Source organism: Rhizobium sp. 01T444 (genome assembly GCF_056398305.1).
The window spans coordinates 37,326-60,658 of sequence record NZ_JBFTPD010000030.1 but is presented as its reverse complement, the minus strand read 5'-3'; the positions used below and the strand labels follow the sequence as shown (position 1 = coordinate 60,658).

General features: G+C 60.3%; 19 protein-coding genes and 1 pseudogene. 11 read left to right on the top strand and 9 right to left on the bottom strand.

Translation table 11 applies throughout. The features are described 5' to 3' along the window. Nucleotides 1–3 precede the first annotated feature (3 nt). The gene (locus AC1DTN_RS29785; protein WP_310388434.1) at nucleotides 4–1,074 is read right to left on the bottom strand and encodes an efflux RND transporter periplasmic adaptor subunit; all 1,071 of its coding nucleotides are present in this window, start codon (nucleotides 1,072–1,074) and stop codon (nucleotides 4–6) included. Continuing rightward, a complete protein-coding gene (locus AC1DTN_RS29780; protein WP_310388431.1) occupies nucleotides 1,071–2,147 on the bottom strand; it encodes an efflux RND transporter periplasmic adaptor subunit in 1,077 nt (358 codons plus the stop codon). The genes AC1DTN_RS29785 and AC1DTN_RS29780 overlap by 4 nt, the downstream gene beginning before the upstream one ends. 103 nt (nucleotides 2,148–2,250) lie before the next feature. Here AC1DTN_RS29780 and AC1DTN_RS29775 point away from each other — a divergent pair, with 103 nt between their 5' ends. After that, a complete protein-coding gene (locus AC1DTN_RS29775; protein WP_310388429.1) occupies nucleotides 2,251–2,868 on the top strand; it encodes a TetR/AcrR family transcriptional regulator in 618 nt (205 codons plus the stop codon). Between the two features lie 240 nt (nucleotides 2,869–3,108). On the opposite strand, the gene AC1DTN_RS29770 is transcribed toward AC1DTN_RS29775, so the two are convergent. After that, nucleotides 3,109–3,459, bottom strand: coding sequence for a DUF2200 domain-containing protein (locus AC1DTN_RS29770; protein WP_310388427.1), 351 nt, complete (start codon nucleotides 3,457–3,459; stop codon nucleotides 3,109–3,111). Nucleotides 3,460–3,521: 62 nt separating this feature from the next. Beyond that, a complete protein-coding gene (locus tag AC1DTN_RS29765) occupies nucleotides 3,522–4,487 on the bottom strand; it encodes an MBL fold metallo-hydrolase (protein ID WP_310388425.1) in 966 nt (321 codons plus the stop codon). Nucleotides 4,488–5,024: 537 nt separating this feature from the next. Between AC1DTN_RS29765 and AC1DTN_RS29760 the strand changes: the two are divergent. After that, nucleotides 5,025–5,769, top strand: a pseudogene (locus AC1DTN_RS29760) (SDR family NAD(P)-dependent oxidoreductase). Next, on the top strand, nucleotides 5,766–6,674 hold the full coding sequence (locus AC1DTN_RS29755; protein WP_477923810.1) for an RNA polymerase sigma factor: 909 nt from the start codon (nucleotides 5,766–5,768) through the stop codon (nucleotides 6,672–6,674). Before AC1DTN_RS29760 ends, AC1DTN_RS29755 begins: the two are co-directional and overlap by 4 nt. A 171-nt stretch (nucleotides 6,675–6,845) precedes the next feature. Here the strand turns inward: AC1DTN_RS29755 and AC1DTN_RS29750 are convergent, their stop codons facing one another. Next, a complete protein-coding gene (locus AC1DTN_RS29750) occupies nucleotides 6,846–8,552 on the bottom strand; it encodes an adenylate/guanylate cyclase domain-containing protein (protein WP_477923809.1) in 1,707 nt (568 codons plus the stop codon). A gap of 409 nt (nucleotides 8,553–8,961) precedes the next feature. On the opposite strand from AC1DTN_RS29750, the gene AC1DTN_RS29745 reads away from it, so the two are divergent. The 3 genes from AC1DTN_RS29745 (at nucleotide 8,962) to AC1DTN_RS29735 (ending at nucleotide 11,986) form a co-directional block, all read left to right on the top strand. Then, a complete protein-coding gene (locus AC1DTN_RS29745) occupies nucleotides 8,962–9,300 on the top strand; it encodes a hypothetical protein (RefSeq protein ID WP_477923808.1) in 339 nt (112 codons plus the stop codon). A 158-nt stretch (nucleotides 9,301–9,458) separates the two neighbouring features. Next, on the top strand, nucleotides 9,459–9,812 hold the full coding sequence (locus tag AC1DTN_RS29740; RefSeq protein WP_113322103.1) for an antibiotic biosynthesis monooxygenase family protein: 354 nt from the start codon (nucleotides 9,459–9,461) through the stop codon (nucleotides 9,810–9,812). A gap of 167 nt (nucleotides 9,813–9,979) precedes the next feature. Further along, entirely contained in the window at nucleotides 9,980–11,986 is a 2,007-nt protein-coding gene (locus AC1DTN_RS29735; RefSeq protein ID WP_477923806.1) for an ABC transporter ATP-binding protein/permease, read from the top strand. A gap of 71 nt (nucleotides 11,987–12,057) precedes the next feature. Here the strand turns inward: AC1DTN_RS29735 and AC1DTN_RS29730 are convergent, their stop codons facing one another. Then, nucleotides 12,058–12,684, bottom strand: a complete 627-nt coding sequence (locus AC1DTN_RS29730) for a cysteine hydrolase family protein (RefSeq protein WP_477923804.1) — start codon at nucleotides 12,682–12,684, stop codon at nucleotides 12,058–12,060. A gap of 350 nt (nucleotides 12,685–13,034) precedes the next feature. Further along, a complete protein-coding gene (locus AC1DTN_RS29725; protein WP_113324835.1) occupies nucleotides 13,035–13,289 on the bottom strand; it encodes a hypothetical protein in 255 nt (84 codons plus the stop codon). A gap of 337 nt (nucleotides 13,290–13,626) precedes the next feature. On the opposite strand from AC1DTN_RS29725, the gene AC1DTN_RS29720 reads away from it, so the two are divergent. After that, entirely contained in the window at nucleotides 13,627–14,064 is a 438-nt protein-coding gene (locus AC1DTN_RS29720) for a VOC family protein (protein WP_477923803.1), read from the top strand. Between the two features lie 79 nt (nucleotides 14,065–14,143). Here the strand turns inward: AC1DTN_RS29720 and AC1DTN_RS29715 are convergent, their stop codons facing one another. Beyond that, nucleotides 14,144–15,028 (bottom strand): AraC family transcriptional regulator, encoded by an 885-nt coding sequence (locus tag AC1DTN_RS29715; protein WP_439015355.1) that lies wholly within the window; start codon nucleotides 15,026–15,028, stop codon nucleotides 14,144–14,146. 301 nt (nucleotides 15,029–15,329) lie between these two features. Here AC1DTN_RS29715 and AC1DTN_RS29710 point away from each other — a divergent pair, with 301 nt between their 5' ends. Further along, the gene (locus AC1DTN_RS29710) at nucleotides 15,330–15,800 is read left to right on the top strand and encodes a nucleoside deaminase (RefSeq protein WP_477923801.1); all 471 of its coding nucleotides are present in this window, start codon (nucleotides 15,330–15,332) and stop codon (nucleotides 15,798–15,800) included. A 14-nt stretch (nucleotides 15,801–15,814) separates the two neighbouring features. Here AC1DTN_RS29710 and AC1DTN_RS29705 read toward each other — a convergent pair whose 3' ends face one another. Further along, a complete protein-coding gene (locus tag AC1DTN_RS29705) occupies nucleotides 15,815–17,635 on the bottom strand; it encodes a heavy metal translocating P-type ATPase (protein WP_477923836.1) in 1,821 nt (606 codons plus the stop codon). A 518-nt stretch (nucleotides 17,636–18,153) separates the two neighbouring features. Here AC1DTN_RS29705 and AC1DTN_RS29700 point away from each other — a divergent pair. The 3 genes from AC1DTN_RS29700 (at nucleotide 18,154) to AC1DTN_RS29690 (ending at nucleotide 23,316) form a co-directional block, all read left to right on the top strand. Further along, nucleotides 18,154–19,386, top strand: coding sequence for an HlyD family secretion protein (locus tag AC1DTN_RS29700; protein WP_439015354.1), 1,233 nt, complete (start codon nucleotides 18,154–18,156; stop codon nucleotides 19,384–19,386). Next, nucleotides 19,368–21,362 carry a glycosyltransferase family 2 protein gene (locus tag AC1DTN_RS29695; RefSeq protein ID WP_477923800.1) on the top strand — a complete coding sequence of 665 codons (1,995 nt, stop codon included), beginning with the start codon at nucleotides 19,368–19,370 and terminating at the stop codon, nucleotides 21,360–21,362. The genes AC1DTN_RS29700 and AC1DTN_RS29695 overlap by 19 nt, the downstream gene beginning before the upstream one ends. A 193-nt stretch (nucleotides 21,363–21,555) precedes the next feature. After that, complete coding sequence (locus AC1DTN_RS29690; RefSeq protein WP_477923799.1) at nucleotides 21,556–23,316, top strand: adenylate/guanylate cyclase domain-containing protein; 1,761 nt, start codon at nucleotides 21,556–21,558, stop codon at nucleotides 23,314–23,316. Nucleotides 23,317–23,333 lie beyond the last annotated feature (17 nt).

Below are 23,333 nucleotides of genomic sequence, written 5' to 3'. Positions count from 1 at the left end.
TCCTCAGTCTACTCTGACGGCCTGGCCATCGACTAGTTTGTGAACGCCGGCAATGACGACGCGTTCGCCCGGGCTGATGCCCCCGGCGATGCGAACGGAGCCTCCCTCGCCGACGTCTCCGTCGATCCCGATCGCGCGGATGGAAACCTTGGCGGCAGCGGGATCGACCACCCAGACGTTCGGCTTTCCGTCCTTGATCAGGATGGAGGAGGAGGGGAGCAGGATCGTCGGCTGAGCGTCGACGGTTGCGGTTGCGGTTACGACCGAGCCCAGGCGAAACGCGGCGGGAGGATCGATGAGCGTTATTTTTGTGCGTCGCGTGCGGGTCGTCGCCTCGGCTTCCGGTGCGATCTCCCTGACGGCGCCGCTCGCACGGATGGTCGGGTCCAGCTGGAGAGCAATCTCGAAGGGCGATCCCACCTTGAGGCCGTCGAAGCTTGCGACCGGTATGTCGATCACCGCATCGCTCTGTTCAGGGCGGGCGATGGTCGCAATGCTCTGGCCCGCGGCCACGACCTGGCCGACTTCGGCCGAAGTCGCCGTCACGACGCCGTCGAATTCCGCCCTGAGCTGCGCGTATCCGAGCTGCTCCTCGGCCTTGTCCAGATTGGCTTGGGCCTTGGCAACCGCGGCAGCGGCACTCTTGCGCCCAAGTTCGGCCTCTTCGTACGCCGCCTCGCTTCCCGATCTGCTCTGGAGCAGGGACCGCTGGCGTTCCTCGGTGGATGCGGCATTCGCGAGCTGCGCCTGCGCATTGGAAAGCTCGGATTGCGAACTTCTGACCGCAAGTTCCAGCGCCAGCGGATCGATGGCAGCAACGACATCGCCCTTCTTCACGACGTCGCCGACGCTGACCTTGCGGGCGATGACCCGTCCGAGGACCCGAAATGCCAGCTGGGTCTCGATCTTGGCCTGGACCGTGCCTGGCAGGGTCAGTGCGGAGGCTGCGGTCGACTTGACGACAACGGAAAGGACGGGACGCGGCGGCTGCTCATGTGCTTCTTCCTGCTTCTGGCAGGAGGTCAGCAGCAGTGATCCGACGATCGCAAGGCCGGCTGTGATACGGATATTCATTCTGCGGCTCCCTTGCCGTATGCGACGACCTCGCCTGGTCGCAGGAACTTCGTGCCGTCGACGACGACGATGTCTCCCGGGGAGACACCCGCGCGCACCGCAAAGCGGCCGGTCTCATAGTTGGAGACATCGATCGGGTGGAGCGACACGCTCGATGAGGCGGGGTCGACGATCCAGACGGCCGGCTGGCCGCTCTTCGAGGCCATGGCCGACCACGGCAATTCGATTGCATCCTGCGCTACGGAGCGGAAAGAGCCGACAACAGGTGCGCCAAGCTGCATGTCCGCCGTGCCTTCGAGACCCACCTTGACCCTGATCGTTCCGGTCGACGGGTCGATCGTGGGCGAGATCTCGCGCACGGAGGCTTCTATTCTGTGAGATGGCGCCGAGAGGGTGCTGACGGCGACCGTGTTTTCAAGGTTGCGGCCGAGATAAAGGGACTCGAAGACATTGAAGACGGCGTCGCGCGGTCCATCATGGGCAAGCGTGAAGATGAGTTGCGCCGCCTGAGCGACCTGGCCAACCTCGGCATTTCTGGCGGTGATGACGCCATCGGCATCGGCGCGCAGTTCCGTATAGGAGAGCGCGTCTTGTGCCGTATCGAATTGCGCCTGCGCCAGTTTCACGCCGCCCTCAGCCGTCAGCAGCGCCTCCTGGGCTTGATCGAGTGCCGCGCGGGTCGCAACCTGCGTCTTGAAAAGGTTCTGCTGCCGGTCGAACGCCAGCTGGGCCTGCGTCTGCTGGGCAAGCGCCGATTGCAGGTTGGCGGTGGCGACGCCGAGATCGGCTTTCTGTTCTTCGGCGTCCATGCGCGCGAGCACCTGTCCCGCCTTCACCGATGAGCCGACATCGACGAGACGCTCGACAATGCGCCCGCTGACCCTGAAGGAAAGGTCGCTTTCGACGCGTGCGCTGACTTCGCCTGTTATGGCGTTGTTTTCGACTGTTGGCGTGACCTTGGCCACGACAGCCTCCACATTCTTTGGCTTTGCCTCACTCGCGCTTTGCTTTTCGCATGAGGCAAGCGCGACTGCGCTGACGCCCAGCCAGGCGGCAACAAGGACAGTTTTCATGATTTACCTCTTGCATCGGTTCGGCAGACGAATAATATTGACTAACCCATCAGTCAATGGAAATTTCTTGACGCCCAGCCACGAAAAACGCTCAAGGTGAGCCATGCCTGATACGAAGAAGCTGACACGTGCCGAGCAAAAGGCTCGCCGCCCGATAGAGATCCTGGATGCTGCGTTTGAAGAGTTCGTCGAGCGCGGCTATGTCGCGACGCGTGTCGAAGATATAGCCAGCCGGATCGGGGTCACGAAGGGAACCGTCTATGTTTACTTCGAAACCAAGGAACAGCTTTTCGAAGCGATGATCGGGCATATTTCGACGCCGCTGGAAGGTCTGTTGGCGCGCGCAAACGAACAGCAGGGGACTGCTGCGGAGCGGCTTCAGAAGACGATCGAGCTGATCTACGATCTCGTGGTCAGGGACCGCAGATTGCGCGAACTGATGCGGTTCATTATCGCCGAAGGTTCACGCTTCCCCCAGATCGTCGACAGGCATCACGAGGCATTCATCGATCCTCTCGACTGGCAAATGCAGTCCCTCATCGATGACGGCGTAAGGCTTGGCGAATTCCGCTCGGCGCCGGCTGCATTCTCCGATGCAGTCGTGGCGCCAGCCATCACCTTCCTGTTCTTCAAGCTTCTCTTCGACGAGCGGCGGCCCCTGGACAGGGATGCCTACCTGAAGGCGCATGTCGATCTCGTGCTGCACGGACTGTTGGCCTGATCGGCAAGGCCGGCGCGAAATCCATTCGAAGTCGATCACCGTCGAATTTCGGTCGAGTCACACTTTTAGACGCTGGCCCGCCATAAATCGCAGATGGCGATAACTCTTTTAATCTCGTTGGAACGTTGTTGTTGCGACCGTCGTCGAACGGTCGAATCCGGCCAGAATGAAGACTGAAAGCCCGCCGTTATCCTTCTGAGATGCGGATTGGTCGACTGAAGCCGCGGGCCGCGGCCGCGGCTATGCCCGCAGGATCTTCTCCATCGTCTTTCCCTTGGCGAGCTCGTCGACCAGCTTGTCCAGGTAGCGGATCTCCCGCATGGTCGGCTCCTCGATCTCCTCGACGCGCACGCCGCAGACGACACCTGTTATCAGCGACCGGGAAGGGTTCATCGCCGGCGCCTGCGCAAAGAAATCCTCGAAACTGGTTTTCTGCGACAGCTCATCGTCCAGGCTCTCCGGGCTGTGCCCCGTCAGCCAGCAGATAATCTCATCGACCTCGGCTTTGGTGCGGCCCTTCTTCTCGGCCTTGGCGATATAATGGGGGTAAACGCTTGCGACGCTGATCGAATAGATACGATGCTTCGTCATGCCTCCTCCCAGACGTTGCGCATCTCGCGACGGCGCGGGCAGCTTCCCGTTGCACGATCTTTTCAGACGCCATGATAGACGAGGCGCGTGAACAATTCGGGGGTAACGAGGAACTGCCCCCATTTCGCATCGAACTCGGCCGTAGGCTTTGCGGCAATGACCTCGTCGATCGGCTTTCCGGCGGCTTTCAGTTTGGCGACGTTCCCACGGATATCGACCAGCATCGTCCTGTACTCGACCAGCTCCGGCTTGTTGCTGACGGGATGACCGTGACCGGGGATGACGATGGTGTCGTTGGCGACATTGGCCAGGATGTCCTCGACCGCCTTGATCATTCCGTCGATCCCGCCGCCGGTCGAATAGTCGATGAACGGATAGATGCCGTACCAATAGAGGTCTCCGGCGTGGACGATGTTTGCTTCGCCGAAGGTGACAGAGATGTCGCCATCGGTGTGAGCATTCGGATGATGCTTCAGCATCAGGGTGGATTTGTCGAGCTTGAGGGACATCTCGTCGGTGACGGTTTCCGACGGCACGGCGGCGAGCGGCGGTCGCGGGAACTCGTAATCCCAGTCTTCGACCCTCACGACTGACATCAGGTGTTTGCAAGTGTTTTCATGCGCCAGAATGGCCGCGCCCTCGGCGTTCAGCCATGCGTTTCCATCCGTATGATCGAAATGCCAGTGCGTGTTGATGAGATGACTGATCGGCTGTTTGCCAAGTCGGGCCAGGGCCTCGAGTATCCGGGGCCGGGACGCGGTGATGCCGCCATCGATGAGGACCTTTCCGTCCGCCCCCGTCAGGACGGCGATGTTTCCGCCCGATCCTTCAAGGATCGATACGCCGGCCCTTGCCTTATGTACCTTGATCGGGTCCTTGGCGGCGGAGTCGCGGATCAGGTCGACAATGCCCTGAGCCTTCGCGAATACCTGTCTTGGGGTGAGCCAGCCTCCCGATGCAGCGAATGTCGAGGCGGCCATGCAGCAGAGACAAAACCCGCGACGGGAAAGTCTGAAATCCTGGGTCATCTGGCAGGTCCTTTCCGGAATGGCGGCGGGGCTGCAGGGGTCAGGATGAAGACGCTTCCCCGCCTGGGGTGATGATTTCGGGATGCGTGGAGCACATGCCGTAGAGCAGCCGATTGCACGGTTTGAGCGTGCTGTTTTTCTTGATCAGCTTGATAGACGAAAAAGCGGAGCCGGCGATGGGAACGCTCTGGTCGTCATCGTCGCGCCTGGGGGCCGCAGATGCCCCATCAGATCGTTGTTCCCCCTCGCATGATAAACCCCGGACGGAAGCTCTCAATGCAGTTGCGCGAATGTACAATATCAGAAAATTGCGCGCAATCATCCGCGCCTTCGCGGATGCCGTTGTTTCGGGAGGGCGAAATCCATGGCCGCTTCCGTTCCAGGCCGATATCGATCACCGCCGAATTTCGGTCGAGCCAGATCTTTAAACGCCGGCCGCCACAAATCGCAGATGGCAGTGACTCTTTTTGCCTCGCTGGAACGTCGTAGTTGCGACCGTCGTCGAACGGTTGGACCGACCCGAATGAGGACTGAGAGATGGATCTGGACGGAAAGCGAATTGTGGTCGTCGGCGGGAGCCGCGGTTTGGGGAGGGGACTCGCCGAGGCGTTCGTGGCTCGCGCAGCCGACGTCACCGTGGTCGCCCGAAATGCGACGGCCGCGCAGGGGGGCAGGCGAGCAAGGGACCGTCACCGCCATATCGGCCGATGCAACCGATGTCCACGCGGCATGGCGGATCATGGAGCAGGCGCGACCCGATCTCGTCATCATGAATGCCGGTGCGGAACCGCCCATGGAACGGATCGACCGTATTGGCTGGGAGGCATTCACGACCAACTGGAATGTGGACGTCAAGGCCGCGCTGCACTGGGTACAAGCGGCTCTGACCTTGCCGATGACGCCGGGCGGGCTTGTCGTCCTGGTCTCCAGCGGAGCCGCCGTGCAGGGGTCGCCGCTATCGGGCGGTTATGCGGGAGCCAAGCGCGCGCAATGGTTCATTGCAAAATATGCCGAGAGCCTGTCTGCGCAACTCGGCCTGGGTCTGCGGTTCCGGGTCATCGTTCCCCGGCAGATGTTTGCAGGAACCGGTGTGGGCGATACCGGCATCGCGGCCTATGCCGCGGCGGCGGGTCGGACATTTGCCGAACAGGCCGCCACCTGGCCGGACATGACGCCGCGGGCTTTTGGCGATATGGTCGCCGACCTGATCGGCAGGACGGGTCTTACCGAGGCCATGGTCTACGCGGTGCGTGGGGATACGGGTGTGACGGTCATCGAATGACAGAAGACGCTGCTCTCGAAGACGAAGAGAGGAAAACTCTGCTCGCAGCGCTCGCGAGCGAAGCGGACGCGCTTCGCCCCGAACTGCACCGCTATGCTGCCCGTTTGGTGGGTTCTGTTATCGACGGCGAGGATGTGATTCAGGACGCGTTTGCCAGGGTATTTGCGACGGCTGGCTCGATCCCGCCGGGCACGCCGCTGCGACCCTGGCTGTTTCGCATCGTCCATAACAGAGCCATAGATGCCCTGCGCCGGCGCAGTACGCTGCGATCGGAGCCACTTGAGATGGCTTTCGATCTGGCCGATATCAGCGCCGTCGGCCCGGAGGACGCGCTGATCCGGCAGGACGCGGTGCGGGTGGCCCTCGGCCACTTTGCAGAATTGCCGGTGCCGCAACGCAGCGCTGTCATCCTCAAGGATGTGCTGGGAGAGTCACTTGCGGACATCGCAGCGCTCCTGGAACTGAGTGTCGATGCCGTCAAGGCCCATCTGTCGCGCGGTCGGGCGAGATTGCGCGCCATCTCCGACGTGCGCTCCGAGGTTCCGCCACCGCCGAGTCCCGAGGTCCTGAACTTTGCAGCGCTCTTCAACGCCCGAGACTGGGACGCTTTGCGCCGCATGCTGGCGCAGGATGTTCGGCTTCGTCAGGCGCGACGGCCGGAAATCTCTGGTGCCGCCGATGTCGGTCGGTTTTTCACCTATTATGCCGAATATCCGCCGGTCAGGATCGAACCGGCCTGGCTGGAAGGCCGGGAAATTTTGCTGGTATCAGCCGAACCGCCTGATGGTCCTTCCTATTTCATGCTGCTCGAATGGCGGGAGCAAAAGATAAGCCTGATCCGCGACCATCGCTATGCGACCTATGTCATGGAAGGTGCTGATGTCATGCTGGCCTCATCGCGGTGACCGACATTGGTCAAGGCGGTCCAGCGGAAAAGTCATGCGAGACTCGGGCTGGTTGACGCGTTTTGTGGAGCGTCTGAAGAAGCTTGGCACTGCGATCCAGACCGCCGTTCTCCCGCAGCGCATATCCGTTGATCAAGTCCTCAAACGCGTCGGGATTGCCCCCACCCGCTGTCACATCTCCGGCAGGCCGGCCTTTCGGAAGCCGTCGACAAAGTGATCTCGTACAGATGCATCGCGCAGCGGCTGGGAGCTGAGCCAATGGGCGATCGTGAAATGAGGGTGGGCGATCAGGAACAATTCTGCTTCTCGCCGCGCCTCCTCACGGTGGCCCAATTGCGCAAGCGTAGCGGCCAGAAATTTGCGTGAGTTGGTGCGATACGTGTCTTCCCTGCGGAGTGTCGCGGCTGCGGCCTCATAGTCACGCGCGGCGTATTGCGCCTGGCCAAGATGACAAAGATACCAGCAGGCTGGATAGGGGTTGAGCCGCAGGGCTTTTTCGATCTGCGCCAGTCCGTCGGCAACCCTGCCGTCCAGCACGGAAATGTCCGACATGGCGGCCCAGGTGTCGGCGTGGTTGGGGTCCAGCTCGAGGGCTTTGGCGAAGGCGGCCTCCGATTCCTCCCATCGCCGCTCATAAGCCARAATGGTCCCCAGAACGTAACGGCAGCCGGCATCGTTGGGATCCAGGTCGACCGCCTTCTGCGCTGATGTCACCGCCATCCGRCGGTTGGGATCTTCGGGCTCGCCGAAATGAGTCCAGGCMAGCCAACGGTTATAGGCGAGCAGACCGAGCGCCTCGGCATAGGTTGGCTCGAGCTTGACCGCGCGTTGGAGCAGCATATAGGCCTCACGCTCGGTTTGCGGCGACTCTTCCGTCAAGAGGCGGGCGCGTACACACAGATCGTAGGCCTCAAAGCTCTTCGGCCGATTGCGCTGCGGCGGGATGGTCAGCCGACCGACGAGGGCTTCAACAATCTTGGCGTTAACTTCATCCTGTAATTCGAAAACATCTTCCAGCGTCCTGTCAAACCTCTCGGCCCACAAGTGCCGGCCGCCAAGCGTGTCGACCAATTGGGCATTGATGCGGACACGGCCCATTGCGCGTCTGGCGCTGCCCTCCAGGACGTAGCGGACGCCGAGTTCCTGGGCGACCAGCTTTACGTTGACCGGCTTGCCCTTGTAGCCGTAGACGGAATTGCGCGCGATGACGAACAGGCCAGCCGTACGGGAAAGGTCGGTGATCAGGTCTTCAGTCAAGCCGTCGACGAAAGGCGCGTCCGCTTCATCCCCACTCATGTTCGTGAACGGCAATACGGCGATCGAGGGAATTTCGGGCAGCGGCAATATGCTCTGCAGCGCATCCGGCCAATGCCACACGTGGACCGGGCGAGTGAGGTTCTTCAGGTAGCGTTCGCCTGCATCGAAGAACCGGTCGTCGATCTTGCCGACGATCTCGCCGTGAACGCTGGCTGAAATGCAGATGCCTCCCGGCGCGGCCTGTCTCTCGAGGCGCGCCGCGACATTGACCCCGTCGCCGAGGACGTCTGAACCCTCGTCAATGACATCTCCCAGATTGACGCCTATACGCAAGAGCAGGCGCCGGTCTCCGGAAGCGTCGACAGCAGCGGTGGCCCGTTGCATTTCCAACGCTGCTGCGACCGCTTCCACCGCGCTACCGAATTCGATCAGGAATCCGTCGCCCATGACCTTGAAGATGCGACCTTTGTGGCGCATCACAGCCGGCTCGATAGTGCCAGAACGGAGTTCCCGGAGGTTCTCCAGCGTTGCGACTTCATCTGCCTCCATCAGGCGCGAATATCCGACCACATCGGCAACGACGATGGCGGCAAGGCGACGCTGAAGAGATTGATCCGTCATGTGAGGACAAGCCTAACGACTGAGTTAGCAAGTTATTGTTCAACCGCGGGTGAGTCAACAAGTGGTAAGAGGTAAGTCCAGGCGATCTCCACCTCCATCGAGCGTCATCCTTCTTTGTGACCGACGGCGTCGAGGTGGACGACACGGAAATGAGTATCCGCGGAAAGCGGACGGTTCTTGAACGTCTGGTGATGGGCGGCGAGCGGGGCTTCGGCCGAAGTGCCCAGTTCTGTTCGCGAAATGGCGTTCCGGGGGAGACCCGAACTGCAACGGCGCTAAGTCTGCATTTCTGGCTAACTCTCCAGATACGGCTTCGCCCTCGAAGCCGCCATTTTTATAGGGCTACGCAGGTGATTTCCGACGAGTGGCGTGTAAGCTGACACACCGTTGAGCATAGGAGGTAGCGCCAATGCCGCGTTTTCTTGCCGTTTACACCATGAAGCCCGAAGACCTTGCGTCCTTCCGAAGCATGCCCAAAGCCGAGCAGGATGCTGTCGACATCGTTGGCGTAGCACAGTGGGCAGCGYGGGAGGAAAAACATGCTGCGTCCATCCTTGATCGGGGCGGCATGGTGGGCAAGACGACGCGCATAACCAGGGACGGCGTCGCCGAAGCTGTGAATCCATTCTGCGGCTATCTCGTGGTCCAGGCGGAAACCGCTGATGCCGCCGCACGAATGTTCGAGGACCATCCGCACATCACCGTGTTTCCTGGTGACGGAGTCGATATCATGCCCTTTTTAACTTGAACTCTTGCGGGCAAGCATCACCCACTTCCGATCATCTCTCCAGGGGCGGAGGCAGCGGATATCTGCTTCGGGCCCGAAAGCGGACTTAGCGGTCCTGCCGAAATGGATGGAGAATGGATTGCGCAAGTAGCTTCTGCCTCGAAAACAGAGGAAATCACATGCAGATAGCCGTCCTACCAGAACCACCATACTATATGGTCAGCTTCACCTCACAGCGAACAAACCTGGACGATGGTTATGGCGAGATTGGTTACGCAATGACCAAACTTGCTAGTCAACAACCGGGGTATCTCGGCTTCGAAAGCGCTCGCGGCGCAGATGGCTTCGGAATACTGGTATCGTTCTGGAAAGACGAAGACAGTATCCGCGCATGGAAGGCCGTCGTCGATCATGTTGAAGCACAACGAAGAGGCCGCAAAGACTGGTACTCGAAATACGAAATTCGCGTCGCTCTCGTGCAGCGAGCCTACGGGTTTGACAGCGGGAGCCAACAGATGGCGAGTGCCACATAATGGAAGCGCCGAATAGCGGATTTTCGCGTGCCGATTGTGTCCTGGTTCGGGTTTCTCCCCGACATATCGGTCCGGTCGAAGCCTTCGATCCACCTTCCGGTTTCCGGCAAGCACGAAGCTTGGCCCCGCCCGTGAAACCTTTCGATCGGTAATCCGTTTTCGCTGGCATGACCGACGCAAAACTGAAGCCGACATCGGTCGACGGCGCCAAGCCTGATGGTGCCGAGGAGACACCCCAGGGGAAGGCATCGACTGTCGAGGTCGCGCCGCCGCCAGATGTTATCGAACCCGATCCGGACCTGACACCGGAGGAGGCCGAGCAGGCGCGCAAGAAATATCTGCTGAAGCGTTTCTGGATCAGCGCGCGCGGCTATTGGGGCCGCAGCGGCGATGGCTTTGCTTGGCCGTGTTCCATCGGGCTGCTGGTCATGATCGGCATGAATGTCGGGTTCCAGTATGGGATCAACAGGTGGAACCGCGGCATATTCGACGCCATAGAACGGCACGATGCCGGCACCGTCTATTATCTCAGCGCCGTCTTCCTGCCGCTCGTGGCCGGCAGTGTCGTTCTCGTGACGTCGCAAGTCTATGTCCGCATGATGATCCAGCGACACTGGCGCCGCTGGCTGGCGACTGCACTGATTGCGCGCTGGCTTGCCAACGGTCGTTACTATCAGCTGAACCTCATCGGCGGCGATCACAAGAACCCAGAGGCCCGTATTTCCGAGGATCTGCGGATCGCGACGGAATCGCCCGTCGATTTCACCGCCGGCGTCATCTCGGCCTTTCTCTCGGCCTCGACCTTCATCGTGGTTCTGTGGACGATCGGCGGTGCCCTGACCCTTCCGATCGGCGGGATGTCGATCACCATTCCCGGCTTTCTCGTCGTCACGGCGGTGCTCTACGCTGCGATCACCTCCACGACGATCGCCGTCATCGGCCGGCATTTCGTCAAGGTCTCCGAGGTCAAGAACCAGGTGGAAGCCGAGTTTCGTTATACGCTGACGCATGTGCGCGAAAACGGCGAGAGCATCGCGCTTCTCGGCGGCGAGGAGGAGGAGCGCAACGACCTCGACAAGACGTTTACCAATGTGCTCCGCCAATGGGCGCAGCTTGCCCACCAGTACATGCGCACGACCTTCGTGTCGCATGGGTCCATGCTGATTGCGCCTGTCGTTCCGGTGCTGCTCTGCGCGCCGAAATTTCTCGAAGGCAGCATGACGCTGGGTGAGGTGATGCAGGCTGCGTCAGCTTTCGCCATCGTCCAGACCGCCTTCGGATGGCTCGTCGACAACTATCCGCGGCTTGCCGACTGGAACGCCTGCGCGCGTCGTGTCGCCTCGCTGATGATGTCGCTCGACGGGCTGGAGCGGGCCGAACAGAGCGACGCGCTCGGGCGCATCCAGCATGGCGAAACGGAAGGCGAGGCGATGCTGAGCCTCAACGATCTCGCCGTATCGCTGGACGACGGCACCGCCGTGGTCACGGAAACGCAGGTCGAGATCGAGCCGGGCGAGCGGGTGCTGGTTGCGGGCGAATCCGGTTCGGGCAAGAGCACGCTGGTACGCGCCATTTCAGGTCTCTGGCCCTGGGGTCGCGGCAGCGTCRATTTCCACGCCGACAGGCAATTGTTCATGCTGCCGCAGCGGCCCTATATCCCCTCGGGCACGCTGCGCCGCGCCGTCGCCTATCCCAAGGCCGCCGACGGCTGGCCGCTGGATGAGATCAAAACGGCCCTTCAGAAGGTCGGGCTCGACTATCTGAACGAGAAGCTCGAAGAAGAGGCGCCGTGGGACCAGATCCTGTCAGGCGGCGAGAAGCAGCGGCTGGCCTTCGCGCGTCTGCTGCTCCACAACCCCGACATCATCGTGCTCGATGAGGCGACCTCGGCGCTCGACGAGAAGAGCCAGGACAGGATGATGGAGATGGTGATCSARGAATTGCCCAAGGTCACCATCGTCAGTGTCGCGCATCGCGCCGAGCTCGAGGTCTTCCATAGCCGCAAGATCACCCTGGAGCGGCGCGAGGGTGGCGCGAAGCTCGTGAGCGACATCGATCTCATCCCGCGCAAGAGAAAACGGAATGTGCTCGCGCGCTTTCTGGATAATCCACGCTCCCTGGCGAAAGGCAGCACGGGTTCGGGCAAGGAGGAATTGTCCGGGAAGAAAAAGTGACATCCGCCTGGCGGGGTGTCCAAATCGTAGCCGTGGCGCAGATAGCCCGCCGGAGTTCCGTGCCCGGGCCGCTATTGCGGACGCGCGACGGCTGACAGGAATTCCTGCGTATTCGAGAGAATGGTGTCGCCCATGAAGCGAAGGGAGTCGACGGATCGTCTGGCGGCTTCCGCGTCTCCATATCCGCATGCGTCTTCGATCAGGATCGGGACGATGCCGAGGTCGGCGGCGTGGCGGCAGGTCGGCTCTATGCCGATCTCCATCGCAATTCCGCAGATCGCCAATGCCGAAAGGCCGGCATCCCGCATGGCGATTTCGAGCGGCGTCCCCTCGAAAGCCGACATTCCGAGCTTGTCGAACACGAAATCCTGCTCCTGCGGACGGCGTTCCGGAATGATCTGAACCGCTTCGCTGTCCCTCAGGAACCAGGGTTTTACGGCCTCTGGGTCATCGGTGCGTTGCCATGCCATTGCCATGCGCGTTGCAAACAGCCCCATCCAAGGCTTGGGCAGGGAAAGATGGCGGCAGAAGGCAATTCTCATCCCGGAGCGTCTGGCCGCCGCGACAATCTCAACGATGCGGCGAGCCGTCTCTTCCGATCCCGCCACCTGCCGGGCAATGCCGACCTGCATATCGTAGACCAGCAATGCGGTTCGATCGGGAGAAAGCCAGTCTACAAGTGCCGTGGGTATCGTCATTGGCGCGTTCCCTGACAATGGTGACGGCCCTTAAGTAGGGCATGGATGTCCATTTGAACAGCGATCCAACGCTCGCGCGGTCCAGTTGCCGCAATCGGCGAAAGGAAAATGCTCTGGCGCTCCTGATGCCATCAGGGTCTCTGCTGTCGGTAGAGTTCGAAGACAGGCGCATTTCCGCCTGCCGTATATTGAATTATAGCAATGCATTGAGTACAAATTATTATTAACTGATAATAATAAAGCATTCACCGATTTACTTTATAAAAAGGGATAAGCGAAAGAGGGAGGGACCTCTGTTTATTGTATCGGTATTGGATGAAGGCGAAGAGAGAAACTTCGTTGCCGTCGGCTTACACATTAGCGGCAACCAGATTCACATCGACGTTGGCGGCTGCGAGCACCATTTCAAACTCGCCGACCTGATCGACATTCTCTCGGTCGAACATCATCGCGCCCATGACATCGAAGGGCGCGTGCGCGCTCTTGCGCTGTGCCACTGACCGCTGTCCTGCCCGGCATCGATTGGCTGCCGGGCCTTCGCCGCGCCGCTTGCCGGGGCGGGCGTTGATCGCGTTCGCAGTCCGCTGCCGGGCGCCGTTGCGCATCGACTGACGTCAAAACTTATCTGTGATGAGCGGAACCTGAGGCGGATGCCCCAAGTTGTGACTGATGACCCGTGAAGCGCGATGGAGGTTTTTGGCGGCGTTGCGTGAAACAAGAGAGCAATTCCAGTAGAAGTGCGCAGCGGTTTTGTGTCCGGAATCGCTCCAAGAGACCTTTTGGAAACGGAGTAGCGGTTTCAGGCAGTCCAATATTCAAGCTTCTGATGTCGACAGCAGCGAACTCGCCTGGACGGCTGTCGGTGTTGATGCACCTCAAACGTCCTATGTTCGACGAGGCGACACCTTGTCGATTGAAACGACAGTTTGGAGATTGGAAAACATGGCGCTCAAGCGGATGGACAATGTAGGAATCGTCGTCGAAGACCTCGGAGCGGCGATTGATTTCTTTGGCGAACTCGGCCTTGAGCTCGAAGGGCGGGCCATGGTCGAAGGAGAATGGGCCGGGCGCATCACCGGACTGGGCGATCAGCATGTCGAGATTGCCATGATGCGCACACCTGATGGCCACAGCCGGCTCGAGCTCTCCCGATTCCTCAAGCCTGATGTCGTCGCAGATCACCGGAATGCCCCGGTCAACGCGCTCGGCTACCTCCGTGTCATGTTCGCCGTCGATGACATCGACGAGACGCTTGAAAGGCTGCGAACGCGCGGTGCGCAGCTCGTCGGCGAAGTCGTCCAGTATAGGGACGCGTATCGGCTCTGCTACATCCGTGGGCCTGAAGGGATTCTCATCGGATTAGCCCAGGAACTCGGCTGAGCGCATCCTCCACGGTCGGCTGGATCGCGGCCTGCCCATTTCCCTACGATCGGAAGGGACAGGCCGCTGTCGCAGGGCGCTACTTCAACGGCAGAAACAATTCCACGACGACCTCATGGACCGGCACATTCGGAGGGAAGGAAAAATGCCGCTGGCAATAGATCGGGAARTCGCGCGCCTCCTCGCCGCTGGCCGGAAGCCAGTCACGATAAAGGTAGAGTGCGGCGGGCTCCAGATTGTGGGTATCGTGGACGACGCGGATGACCGCGCAGCGTCCGCCCGGGATCACGCCGGCCTTCATCACCTCATCATCGGCATCGATCGGCCGGTCGGTCCCGACACACAGGTCCATGCTATATTCGGCGGGAATCGCGGGGGTTCTCGGCGATCGGAAGATGTTGAAGGTAGGGCTTGTCTCTGGTGACAGGCCGGCGGCTTTGCGCCAGGCGATGAACCGCTCAATGCTGGCGCCGAGGGTCGCCCGGTCGCCCCGGTGCTCCAGGATCGCCACCGGCGTGGGCGGCACATCGCGGATCGTCACATCGTCTTCTTCATAGGTTATCTGCATGAGCTTGCTCCTTGCGTTTTCGAGGGGCCTGAAGGCGGCAAGCCACGGAGCCCAGTCGGGAGACTTCCGGAACGACGAAGGCGATTGCCCGAGCCGTTGCCGAAAGGCGCGGGCGAAGGCATCAGGCGCACAGTAACCGGCGTCCATCGCTATGTCGGTGACGCTCTGATCGTCCTTTGCGGCCAGCTTGTGTGAGGCGCGCTTCAAACGGGCGAGTTGGACATAGCGATGCACCGACAAGCCGAAGGTTGCCGAGAACTGCCGGTGAAAGTGAAACTTCGAGAAGGCTGCGACGCTGCTCAGCGCGTCCAGGTCCAGATCGTCGTCCAGATGCCGGTCTATGTGATCCAGCACCCGCTGCATCCGGGCATGGTAGGCTTGAAGCGCCGCCTTCATCGTTCCGTCCTCCGTGGCCGCACCAACTAAGCGCAGGCAGACATGACGCGCTCGACCGATCTTGCGGTTTTGTCACGGGTCGCAGACCGTCGACAATGGCGAAAAGGGGGAAGCCATCCGAGATCCGGTTGACGGCGACGTCGTCTGTCCTCGGTAACCCAGGCTCCGGACTCATTGACTGGAGCCGGACGATGACGGCGCGGCGATACGGATCGGCGCCTTGTACCCCATTTGTAGCCCTTGGAAATCTCTCCGATCCAAGAGAAGATCATCCCGCTCTAGCTTTAGAGGGGAGGCGCTGATGGAAAACCACGAGCCGTTTTTACGTGAGGCGATTGCGCTCTCGAAATCCGCGGTGGAACAGGGAGACGAACCGTTCGGCTCCGTGCTGGTGAAGGACGGCAAAGTCATCCTGCGCGCCGAAAACAGCGTCTTCACCGGTCATGATATGACGAACCACGCCGAGATGAACCTGATCAAACTGGCGGCACAGCATTACGACACTGCATATCTTGCTGACTGCACGCTCTACACCAGCACGGAGCCGTGCGCGATGTGCTCCGGGGCGATTTATTGGTCGGGCATCGGGCGTATGGTGTTTGCGTGCTCCGAAGCGCGGCTTGGTGAGATTGCCGGGATCGGGTTGAACGTGCCGAGCCGGGCGGTGCTGCAGACCGGCGCGCGCATTGTCACCGTCGACGGCCCGAACATCGAAGAAGAAGCCGCCGAGGTACATAGAGCATTCTGGCCGAAGCATCTGGGCAAGGCCTAGGACTCGTTGATTAACTAGCGCAGCGCCCGCAGTGCGTTCAGGATCACGGCCACATCGATTACCTCCTGCAGCATGGCCCCCGTGACCGGCGGCAGGAAGCCGGCGCCGGCGAAGATCATGGCGACGAGCGAGAGGCCGATGCCCGCGAAAATGCTCTGGACCGCGATGGCGCGGGAGCGTCTGGCTATTTCGATGGCCGAGGCGATCCTACCCAGATCGTTGCGGATCAGGACGATGTCAGCGGCTTCGGCTGCGGCCGCAAGATTGGTGGCGCCGACGGCGATGCCGACATCGGCGGCTGCGAGTGCTGGAGCATCGTTGACGCCATCGCCGACCATGAGAACCTTTCCGCCCAGGCGTTTACTCGCCGCGCGTTCCCTGGCGATGACCTCGACCTTCTCGACGGGGGACAATCGCGCCTCGACGGCATCCAGCGACAGGGAGCCGGCAATGGCGGCAGCGACGCTGCGCTCATCGCCGCTCGCAAGCACGATCCTGCCAAAACCCAACTTGCGGAGTTTGGCCACAAGTTCGACGGCATCGCCGCGCAGGCGATCCTCGAAGCCGATTTCGCCTGCAAGCCGGCCATTGATGAAGACGCTTGCCTGCATTGTGCCTTTTTTCTCGGGGGCACGCGGCGGCTTGCCATCGGGCGTGAAATAGGTATCGCCGCCAACGCTCACCCTGATACCATCGACAAGCCCGGAGATGCCGGCGCCCGGAAGCTCCGATACATCAGTCGGGCGTGACAGCGTCAGCTGGCGTCTCTGCGCCTCCCTGACGATCGCGCGGCCGACGACATGCGAGGATGCCTGGTCCAGCGAGGCGGCAAGCCGCAAGATCCTGTCTGGGCCTTCCGGCCCATCGATGGATACGACCTCGGGATCGCCCGCCGTCAGCGTGCCGGTCTTGTCGAAGACCGCGACGGAGGCGTCGGCCAGGATCTCCAGCGGCCCTGCGCCCTTCACCAGCACGCCCGCCTTTGCTGCCTTCGAGGTTCCGGCCGCAAGGGCGACGGGAACGGCCAGGATCAGCGGGCAGGGGGTCGCAACGACGAGAACCGCGACGATGCGCGCCATGTCACCGGACAGGATGGCGGCGCCGAGCGCGATTGCCAGCGTCAGCAGAAGAAAGGCGATCGCATATCGATCGGCCAGCCGCGCTATCTGCGCCTTGGAACGCTTCGATGCCTCGACCAGTTTGACGATGCCGGAATAGGTGCTGTCCTCGGCGCGGCTTTCCACCCTGATCTCGACCGCGTCCCCGGCATTGGTGGCGCCGCTCGAAATCCGCTCGCCACTGGAGACGGCGACCGGAAAGGCCTCGCCGGTCAGGACGGATTGATCGATCGATGCATGGCCTGTCATCAGCGTGCCATCTGCGGGGATGACGTCGCCTCTGCGGATCATCAGGACATCACCCACTGCAAGTTCCGGAATGGGGACTTCTTCGATACCATTCTGGCGCAGGCGAAGTGCCGTTCGCGGCACCTGCGCCAGCAAGGCCGTCATGCCTTCGTCGGCACGCCGATGCGCATAGGCTTCCAGAAACTGGCCGCCGGCATACATGAGGGCGACGATCGCTCCGGCAAGATATTCGCCGAACCAGAGGGTCGCGGCCATTGCGAGCGCGGCGATCAGGTCGAGACCGAGATCGCCGTTTCTGAGTTTGGCAAAGATGTCGATCAACAGGAATGCGAGAGCAGTGCAGGTGCTTGCCGCCAGCACGAACCGGCTTGCAGAACCATAGCCCAGCAGGAACAGACAGAGAGCCACCAACAGACCGATGAGGGATGCCGACGCCATGATCGTCGACCTCAGGCCGATGCTGGGCATCCATGCCGGCAATTCCCCGAAAATGCGAATTCGGGGGTGAGCCTTCGTCTCGTCCAGAACGCTCATGGTCGAATGCCTCCCATTTTCCTTTCGGGTGCGCAGGATCGATGCTTTGAAATCGTTGCCCGACACCGGTTATGCGCCCGGGAATTTGGCACAATAGCAGGATTTTTCCTTGATCTCTCTCAAGCTGCGCCTGCCTGGCCGGAGAGGGCCGGCAACCGAGGCACAAGTGCGCATCTGCAGTGGCGCGCAAGCGCCACAAAGAGCCGGCGTAAACGTGTGCCGTTGCAGGTTGACAGAAAACCTGGATTCGGCGCCGAATTCCGGAACACTTAATGGGCGCTACAGGCTTTCAATGCGGCGCCTCGTCCATGGCTGACCTGTTTCTGCCGAGCGTATACGACCATCACTTGTCTATTAGGTTTTGCTGCGTTAAATTATGCAAGATTTAGTTGCATTCATTGCGCCGGATCGACAGGTCAATGGATGGCGAAGCGATACCTTCGGATGACACCATGATCTGGAACAATCGCATCACACGCATCACCGTTGGTCTGCTGCTGCTGGCAATCATCGCTGTCGTCTCATTGCCAGCGATTACCGGCTTTACGAGCCTTGATGGCACCGTCAATGCGCGGTTCGCTTTTGTTAATGCTCCTATCGACGGCACGATTGCGGAAGAACCCCTCAAGGTCGGCAGCCCGGTCAGAGCGGGACAATCCCTCGCAGAAATCAAAAATACGCGCGTCAATCGCGCAATCCTCGCTTCGCTCGAGGCAGATCGCAATACGGCGCTCGACCGCGTCGCAGCACTAAAAAAGGAACGGGAGGAGCTTTCCGCGCTTCGCGGAGAATTATCTGCCAGATTGGAAGTCTACAAGCAGACTACCATTGCCAATCTCGAACGCGAAGTCGAAATCCTGCGGAAGAAAGTCGAGGTGTCGCAAGCGCAGGATCTGGTCGCGCAAGTCGACCTGAACCGTCGGATGGAGCTCGAGTCAAAAGGCATACTTACGCAGAAGCTGGTTGAGGCCGCGCGCGCCGCGGGAGCTGCAACCGGCGGCGAAGTCGAAATCAGCAATCTAACCGTCGATCAATTGCAACAAAGGCTCAATGCGGTCCGCCAGGGAATCTTTGTCTTCGGCGACGGACAGAATGACGTGCCTTATTCGCGACAGCGCGAGGACGAAGTTGTCGTTCGCATCAACGACTTGAACTCACGCATAGCGGAAAATGAGACAAAAGCCACTGAAGTTCAAAAGCAGTTGGTCGAAGAGGGAAACCGTGTCGGCAGCCTTGAATCCGCAACCGCGATAGCGCCGTTCGACGGCGTTGTTTGGAGCAGGAGTATCGTCAACGGTTCGAACGTCGTGCTGAACGACGAGCTGATGCGCCTCCTCGACTGTCGAGAGCTGTTTGTGGATATCCTTGTTCCCGAGGTCAATTATGACGAGATCTATCCTGGTCTTGTCGCGCAGGTGCGCTTATTCGGCCGCAGCGATGTCTTCAAGGGCACGGTCATTTCTGTCAGAGGCAACTCGGCTTCGTTCGAGACCGATTCCTTTGCCGCCAGTTTGCCGCCGTCGACACAGCGCAATGCCCGTATTTTGGTTCGCCTTGATCCATCCGTCATGAACGACGATTTTGCGAATTCCTGCCAAGTGGGGCGCACAGTGCAGGTACGGTTTTCCAAGCACGGCATCGACGTGTCCAACTGGGTCAAAAGCCTGTGGTTCAGTATCTTGTAGCGCTGGCTCCGACCTTTCTCGTTTTAGCCTTCTTTTTCCTGGGGCCGTTCAATTGGTCGCGCCATCACACCTGGACACGGGCGGTGACCTGCGCGTTTGTCGCAGCAGTCGCATTGCGATACATGTTCTGGCGCTTGACGGAGACAGTGCTTCCCTATCCCAACGACGGTGCGAATTTCTACTGGGTTTGGATCCTCTTCGTCGTGGAGATTCTCGCGTGCGTCGAGGTCATCCTTTTTCTGGTATTGATGAGCCGCTACGTCGACCGGAGCGCAGAAGCGGACAGGCTGGCTCGCGTTTTCTTTGCGCGAGAGCAACGTGAACTTCCGACTGTCGATGTTTTCATTCCCACCTATAATGAGCCGCTCGACGTGCTCGAGCGAACCATCGTCGGCGCTCTGTCGCTGGATTATCCTTCCGACAAATTGAATGTGTATGTGCTTGACGATCAACGCCGAGACTGGCTGAAGGCCTATTGCGAGGAGAAGAACGCCATCCACGTCACTCGCGGCGACAACAGCCATGCCAAAGCAGGCAATATGAACAATGGGCTGAAGGTCAGCTCGGGCGAGTTTATTGCAGTCTTCGACGCCGATTTTGTTCCCTATCGACATTTTCTTCGCCGGACTCTGCCCTTCTTCAGCGATGAAAGCATCGGCATCGTCCAGACACCTCAACATTTCTTCAATGTCGATCCGGTGCAATCGAACCTGGGTTTGGAGAATATCTGGCCGGACGAGCAGCGCTTGTTCTTCGACGAGATCGCGCCCAGCCGAGACGCCTGGGACGTCAGTTTCTGTTGCGGGTCATGCTCGATTGCCCGCCGCAAGGCCATCGACGCAATAGGAGGGTTTCCGACGGAGTCGATCACGGAAGACCTGCTGACAACTCTTTCGATGCTCAACAAAGGTTACAAGACCCGCTACCTGAACGAGCGGCTGTCGATGGGATTGGCTGCCGAAAACCTGACCGGTTATTTTGTGCAGCGAGAACGGTGGTGTCAGGGAGGAATTCAAACCCTTTACCTTTATAACGGCCCGCTGCGCGGCCCGGGATTGACGCTCTTTCAACGGATCATGTTCCTGCCAGCATCATGGCTCGTGCAATATCTGGTCCGCTTCATGATATTGCTCGTTCCCATCGTCTATCTCTGGCTCGGCCTGATCCCGCTTTATTTCACTGATATAGCCGATTATGTGGCTCATCAGGTGCCGCTGCTGGCGGCCTATTTTCTGCTTATGCTGTGGATCACCCCGACGCGCTATCTGCCTGTGATTTCCAGTGCCGTCGGGACCTTTGCGACATTTCGCATGTTGCCTACCGTGGTCTCCAGCCTGGTGCGACCATTTGGCAAGCCGTTCAGGGTGACGCCAAAGGGCAGTGGCAACGAGGCAAACCAGTTCGACCGCTACAGCTTCGCCTGGATCGCAAGCATGATTACGGTCACTGTCTTTGGTCTGCTGGTCAACATCGTACCGGAAACGTCGCACGTGCATGGCCAGTTTTCACCGGTCGCGGCCTGGTGGGCAGGTATCAATATCGTCGTCTTGCTCATCGCATCACTCATCTGCTTTGAGAAACCCCGGCGCCTGTTTCATGCGTTCAAGCTCGATGAACCCGCGATCGTAGACGATGTCCCTGGCCAAATCGTAAGTTTGGCACTGGACAAGGCGGTCGTTGCAGTCCCTACCATGGCCCGATTTCAATCCAAATCCGTCGTGCTTAAACTGCCCGGCTTTGCTCCGTTCAAATCAGAACTCAGACAGGTCACCCAACGACGCAGGACCATAAGTCGCAGCGGTGACAAGCAATCTTACTACCTGCACCTGTACTTCGAACTCGGTGACTCTGCTCGCGACAGCATGATTGTGAAACTCTACACTGGTCAATATTCGCAGGACATTCGCGACATCGATAAAGTCGCGGTCTCTCTTAATCTTCTTCTGCGGTCGTTCGGGCGAACGCGCACGTTGTAGTCGACCGTCAAAGCGCGGATCGTCCGGCCGGCGTCCTCTTGAGGTCCAGAAGCCTTAATAGGCACGGCGATCATGCGCCAGAAGCGGCCAATGGCCCACCGGCTTGCCACCGCGTTGCCAATCGCAAAACATCCGCGCCCGCGAATGTGCTACATTGCGTCATCGCGTGCTTCTGTTGCGGGAGGGATCGAGAATGCAGCGCAAGCTGGCTACGATCATGGTCGGGGATTTCGTCGGCTCCACCACCGCAATGGAATCGGATGAGGAAGGCGCGATTGCCCGGATCGACACTATCCTCGAGACTGTTCGCATGGTCGTCCAGCGCCATGACGGCCGTGTCTTCGGCACGGCGGGTGACGCGCTGCTTGCCGAGTTCGGGAGCCCCGTCAATGCGCTCAGGTCCGCCATCGAGGCGCGCGCCGAGATCGCTGCCCTTCCTGGGGCGAGCGGCGGCGACATGCGGTTCGGCCTCCATCTCGCCGAGGTCGTCGTCGTAGGCTCGGACCTGCGCGGCGATGGGGTGAACATCGCCGCGCGCATCGAGGCGTCTGCGCCACCCGGCGCAATCGAGGTTTCAGGGCTGCTTTACGACCAGGTCCGGCGGGTCTCGCCTTGCGGATTCGAAGATATCGGCGAAAGGCAGCTGAAGGGAATTTTAGAGCCGATCCGGATCTACCGGGTCACTGAACTGGTGGACCGTCACGTCTTTCAGTTCGCTCCGACGCGATCCGCCCCCAATGCTGCCCAATCCCCACGGACCAACTCGATTGCAGTGGCGCGGTTCGACGTGGCACCTGGCGCTGTCGCAGATCAATGTTTCCTGGCGGAGGGCATTACCGACGATCTAACGCTCGAACTCAGCCGCCTGAGGGGCCTGTTTGTCAGTTCGCGCTCGGCGGCAACCGCGCTGACGACGAAAGATCCCGTCGAAATCGGCCGCCTTCTCGGCGTCGGCTACGTCATCAGCGGCTCGATCCGGCAAGTGGGCGACGACCTGCGGGTCAACATCGCGCTTACCGAGACGGGAGAGGGGCTCGTCATCTGGTCGGATCGTATCAGGCGTCCGTTTCGCGAGTTGCTCGATGTGCTGGACGAGATCATCGCTCGTGTTGCAGCAACCGTGTCCGGACGGATCGAGCAGTCGGAACTTGCGGCAGCACGGCTGAAGCGCCCGGAGAATATGACGGCCTATGAGTATTATCTGCGTGGTCTGGACCATCACCGCCTGGTTGGCGTGTCGGATATCCACGTCCACGAAGCCATGGCCTGGTTCGAGCGATCAATGGCGGCTGACCCCGGTTTCGGCCGTCCCTTCGCAATGCATGTCTGCTCGTGGAGCAACCTGCCAAGCTTTGACCTCAATAGGGCCGAACAGCAGGTCGCGCACGCACTCGCCCTCGACCCATCCGACCCGGAAGCGCATCGCATCATGGGCGCGATCAAGATGAAATCGGGCGACTTCGTTTCGTCGCGTTACCATCACATTCGTGCCCACGAACTTGCTCCGAACGACGCCTATATTCTCGGCCGCAGCGCGGCGTTCTATGTCTATGTCGGGGAGGCTGAGCGCGCCCTCGAAATGCTTGATCGTGCCGAGACGCTTGATCCCTTCCTGCCGGTCTGGATCACCGAAGAGCGGGTGGCGGCCCTATACGCGTTGAGCCGTTTCGAAGAGATGATGCGCGTCGCCCTGACGCTGCCCTTCCAGACAAGGCGCAAGTCGCTCTACCAGATTGCTGCAAGCATGGCCTGCGGCGACGCTGGAAAGGCTGAATTCCTGGTTCGGCAAGCACTTTCCCTCGATCCGAGCCTGTCGGCGGTCTACATCCGGATGCAGGAGACCTATGCAGACGAGTCCGTCACTGACACCCTTGTTGAGCGGAATTGCGATGCCGGCCTGCCGCTGACGCCGCGCAAGCCCGTAGCCCGGAAGAAGTCACTCTCGCTGAGATGATGATCGCCATCGCGCAG

Coding starts and splice junctions, on each gene's coding strand:
- AC1DTN_RS29700 (WP_439015354.1), top strand. CDS start 18,154: ATGATCTGGAACAATCGCATCACACGCATCACCGTTGGTCTGCTGCTG.
- AC1DTN_RS29720 (WP_477923803.1), top strand. CDS start 13,627: ATGGCGCTCAAGCGGATGGACAATGTAGGAATCGTCGTCGAAGACCTC.
- AC1DTN_RS29725 (WP_113324835.1), bottom strand. CDS start 13,289: ATGCGCAACGGCGCCCGGCAGCGGACTGCGAACGCGATCAACGCCCGC.
- AC1DTN_RS29755 (WP_477923810.1), top strand. CDS start 5,766: ATGACAGAAGACGCTGCTCTCGAAGACGAAGAGAGGAAAACTCTGCTC.
- AC1DTN_RS29730 (WP_477923804.1), bottom strand. CDS start 12,684: ATGACGATACCCACGGCACTTGTAGACTGGCTTTCTCCCGATCGAACC.
- AC1DTN_RS29765 (WP_310388425.1), bottom strand. CDS start 4,487: ATGACCCAGGATTTCAGACTTTCCCGTCGCGGGTTTTGTCTCTGCTGC.
- AC1DTN_RS29770 (WP_310388427.1), bottom strand. CDS start 3,459: ATGACGAAGCATCGTATCTATTCGATCAGCGTCGCAAGCGTTTACCCC.
- AC1DTN_RS29705 (WP_477923836.1), bottom strand. CDS start 17,635: ATGCCCAGCATCGGCCTGAGGTCGACGATCATGGCGTCGGCATCCCTC.
- AC1DTN_RS29775 (WP_310388429.1), top strand. CDS start 2,251: ATGCCTGATACGAAGAAGCTGACACGTGCCGAGCAAAAGGCTCGCCGC.
- AC1DTN_RS29780 (WP_310388431.1), bottom strand. CDS start 2,147: ATGAAAACTGTCCTTGTTGCCGCCTGGCTGGGCGTCAGCGCAGTCGCG.
- AC1DTN_RS29690 (WP_477923799.1), top strand. CDS start 21,556: ATGCAGCGCAAGCTGGCTACGATCATGGTCGGGGATTTCGTCGGCTCC.
- AC1DTN_RS29710 (WP_477923801.1), top strand. CDS start 15,330: ATGGAAAACCACGAGCCGTTTTTACGTGAGGCGATTGCGCTCTCGAAA.
- AC1DTN_RS29740 (WP_113322103.1), top strand. CDS start 9,459: ATGCAGATAGCCGTCCTACCAGAACCACCATACTATATGGTCAGCTTC.
- AC1DTN_RS29785 (WP_310388434.1), bottom strand. CDS start 1,074: ATGAATATCCGTATCACAGCCGGCCTTGCGATCGTCGGATCACTGCTG.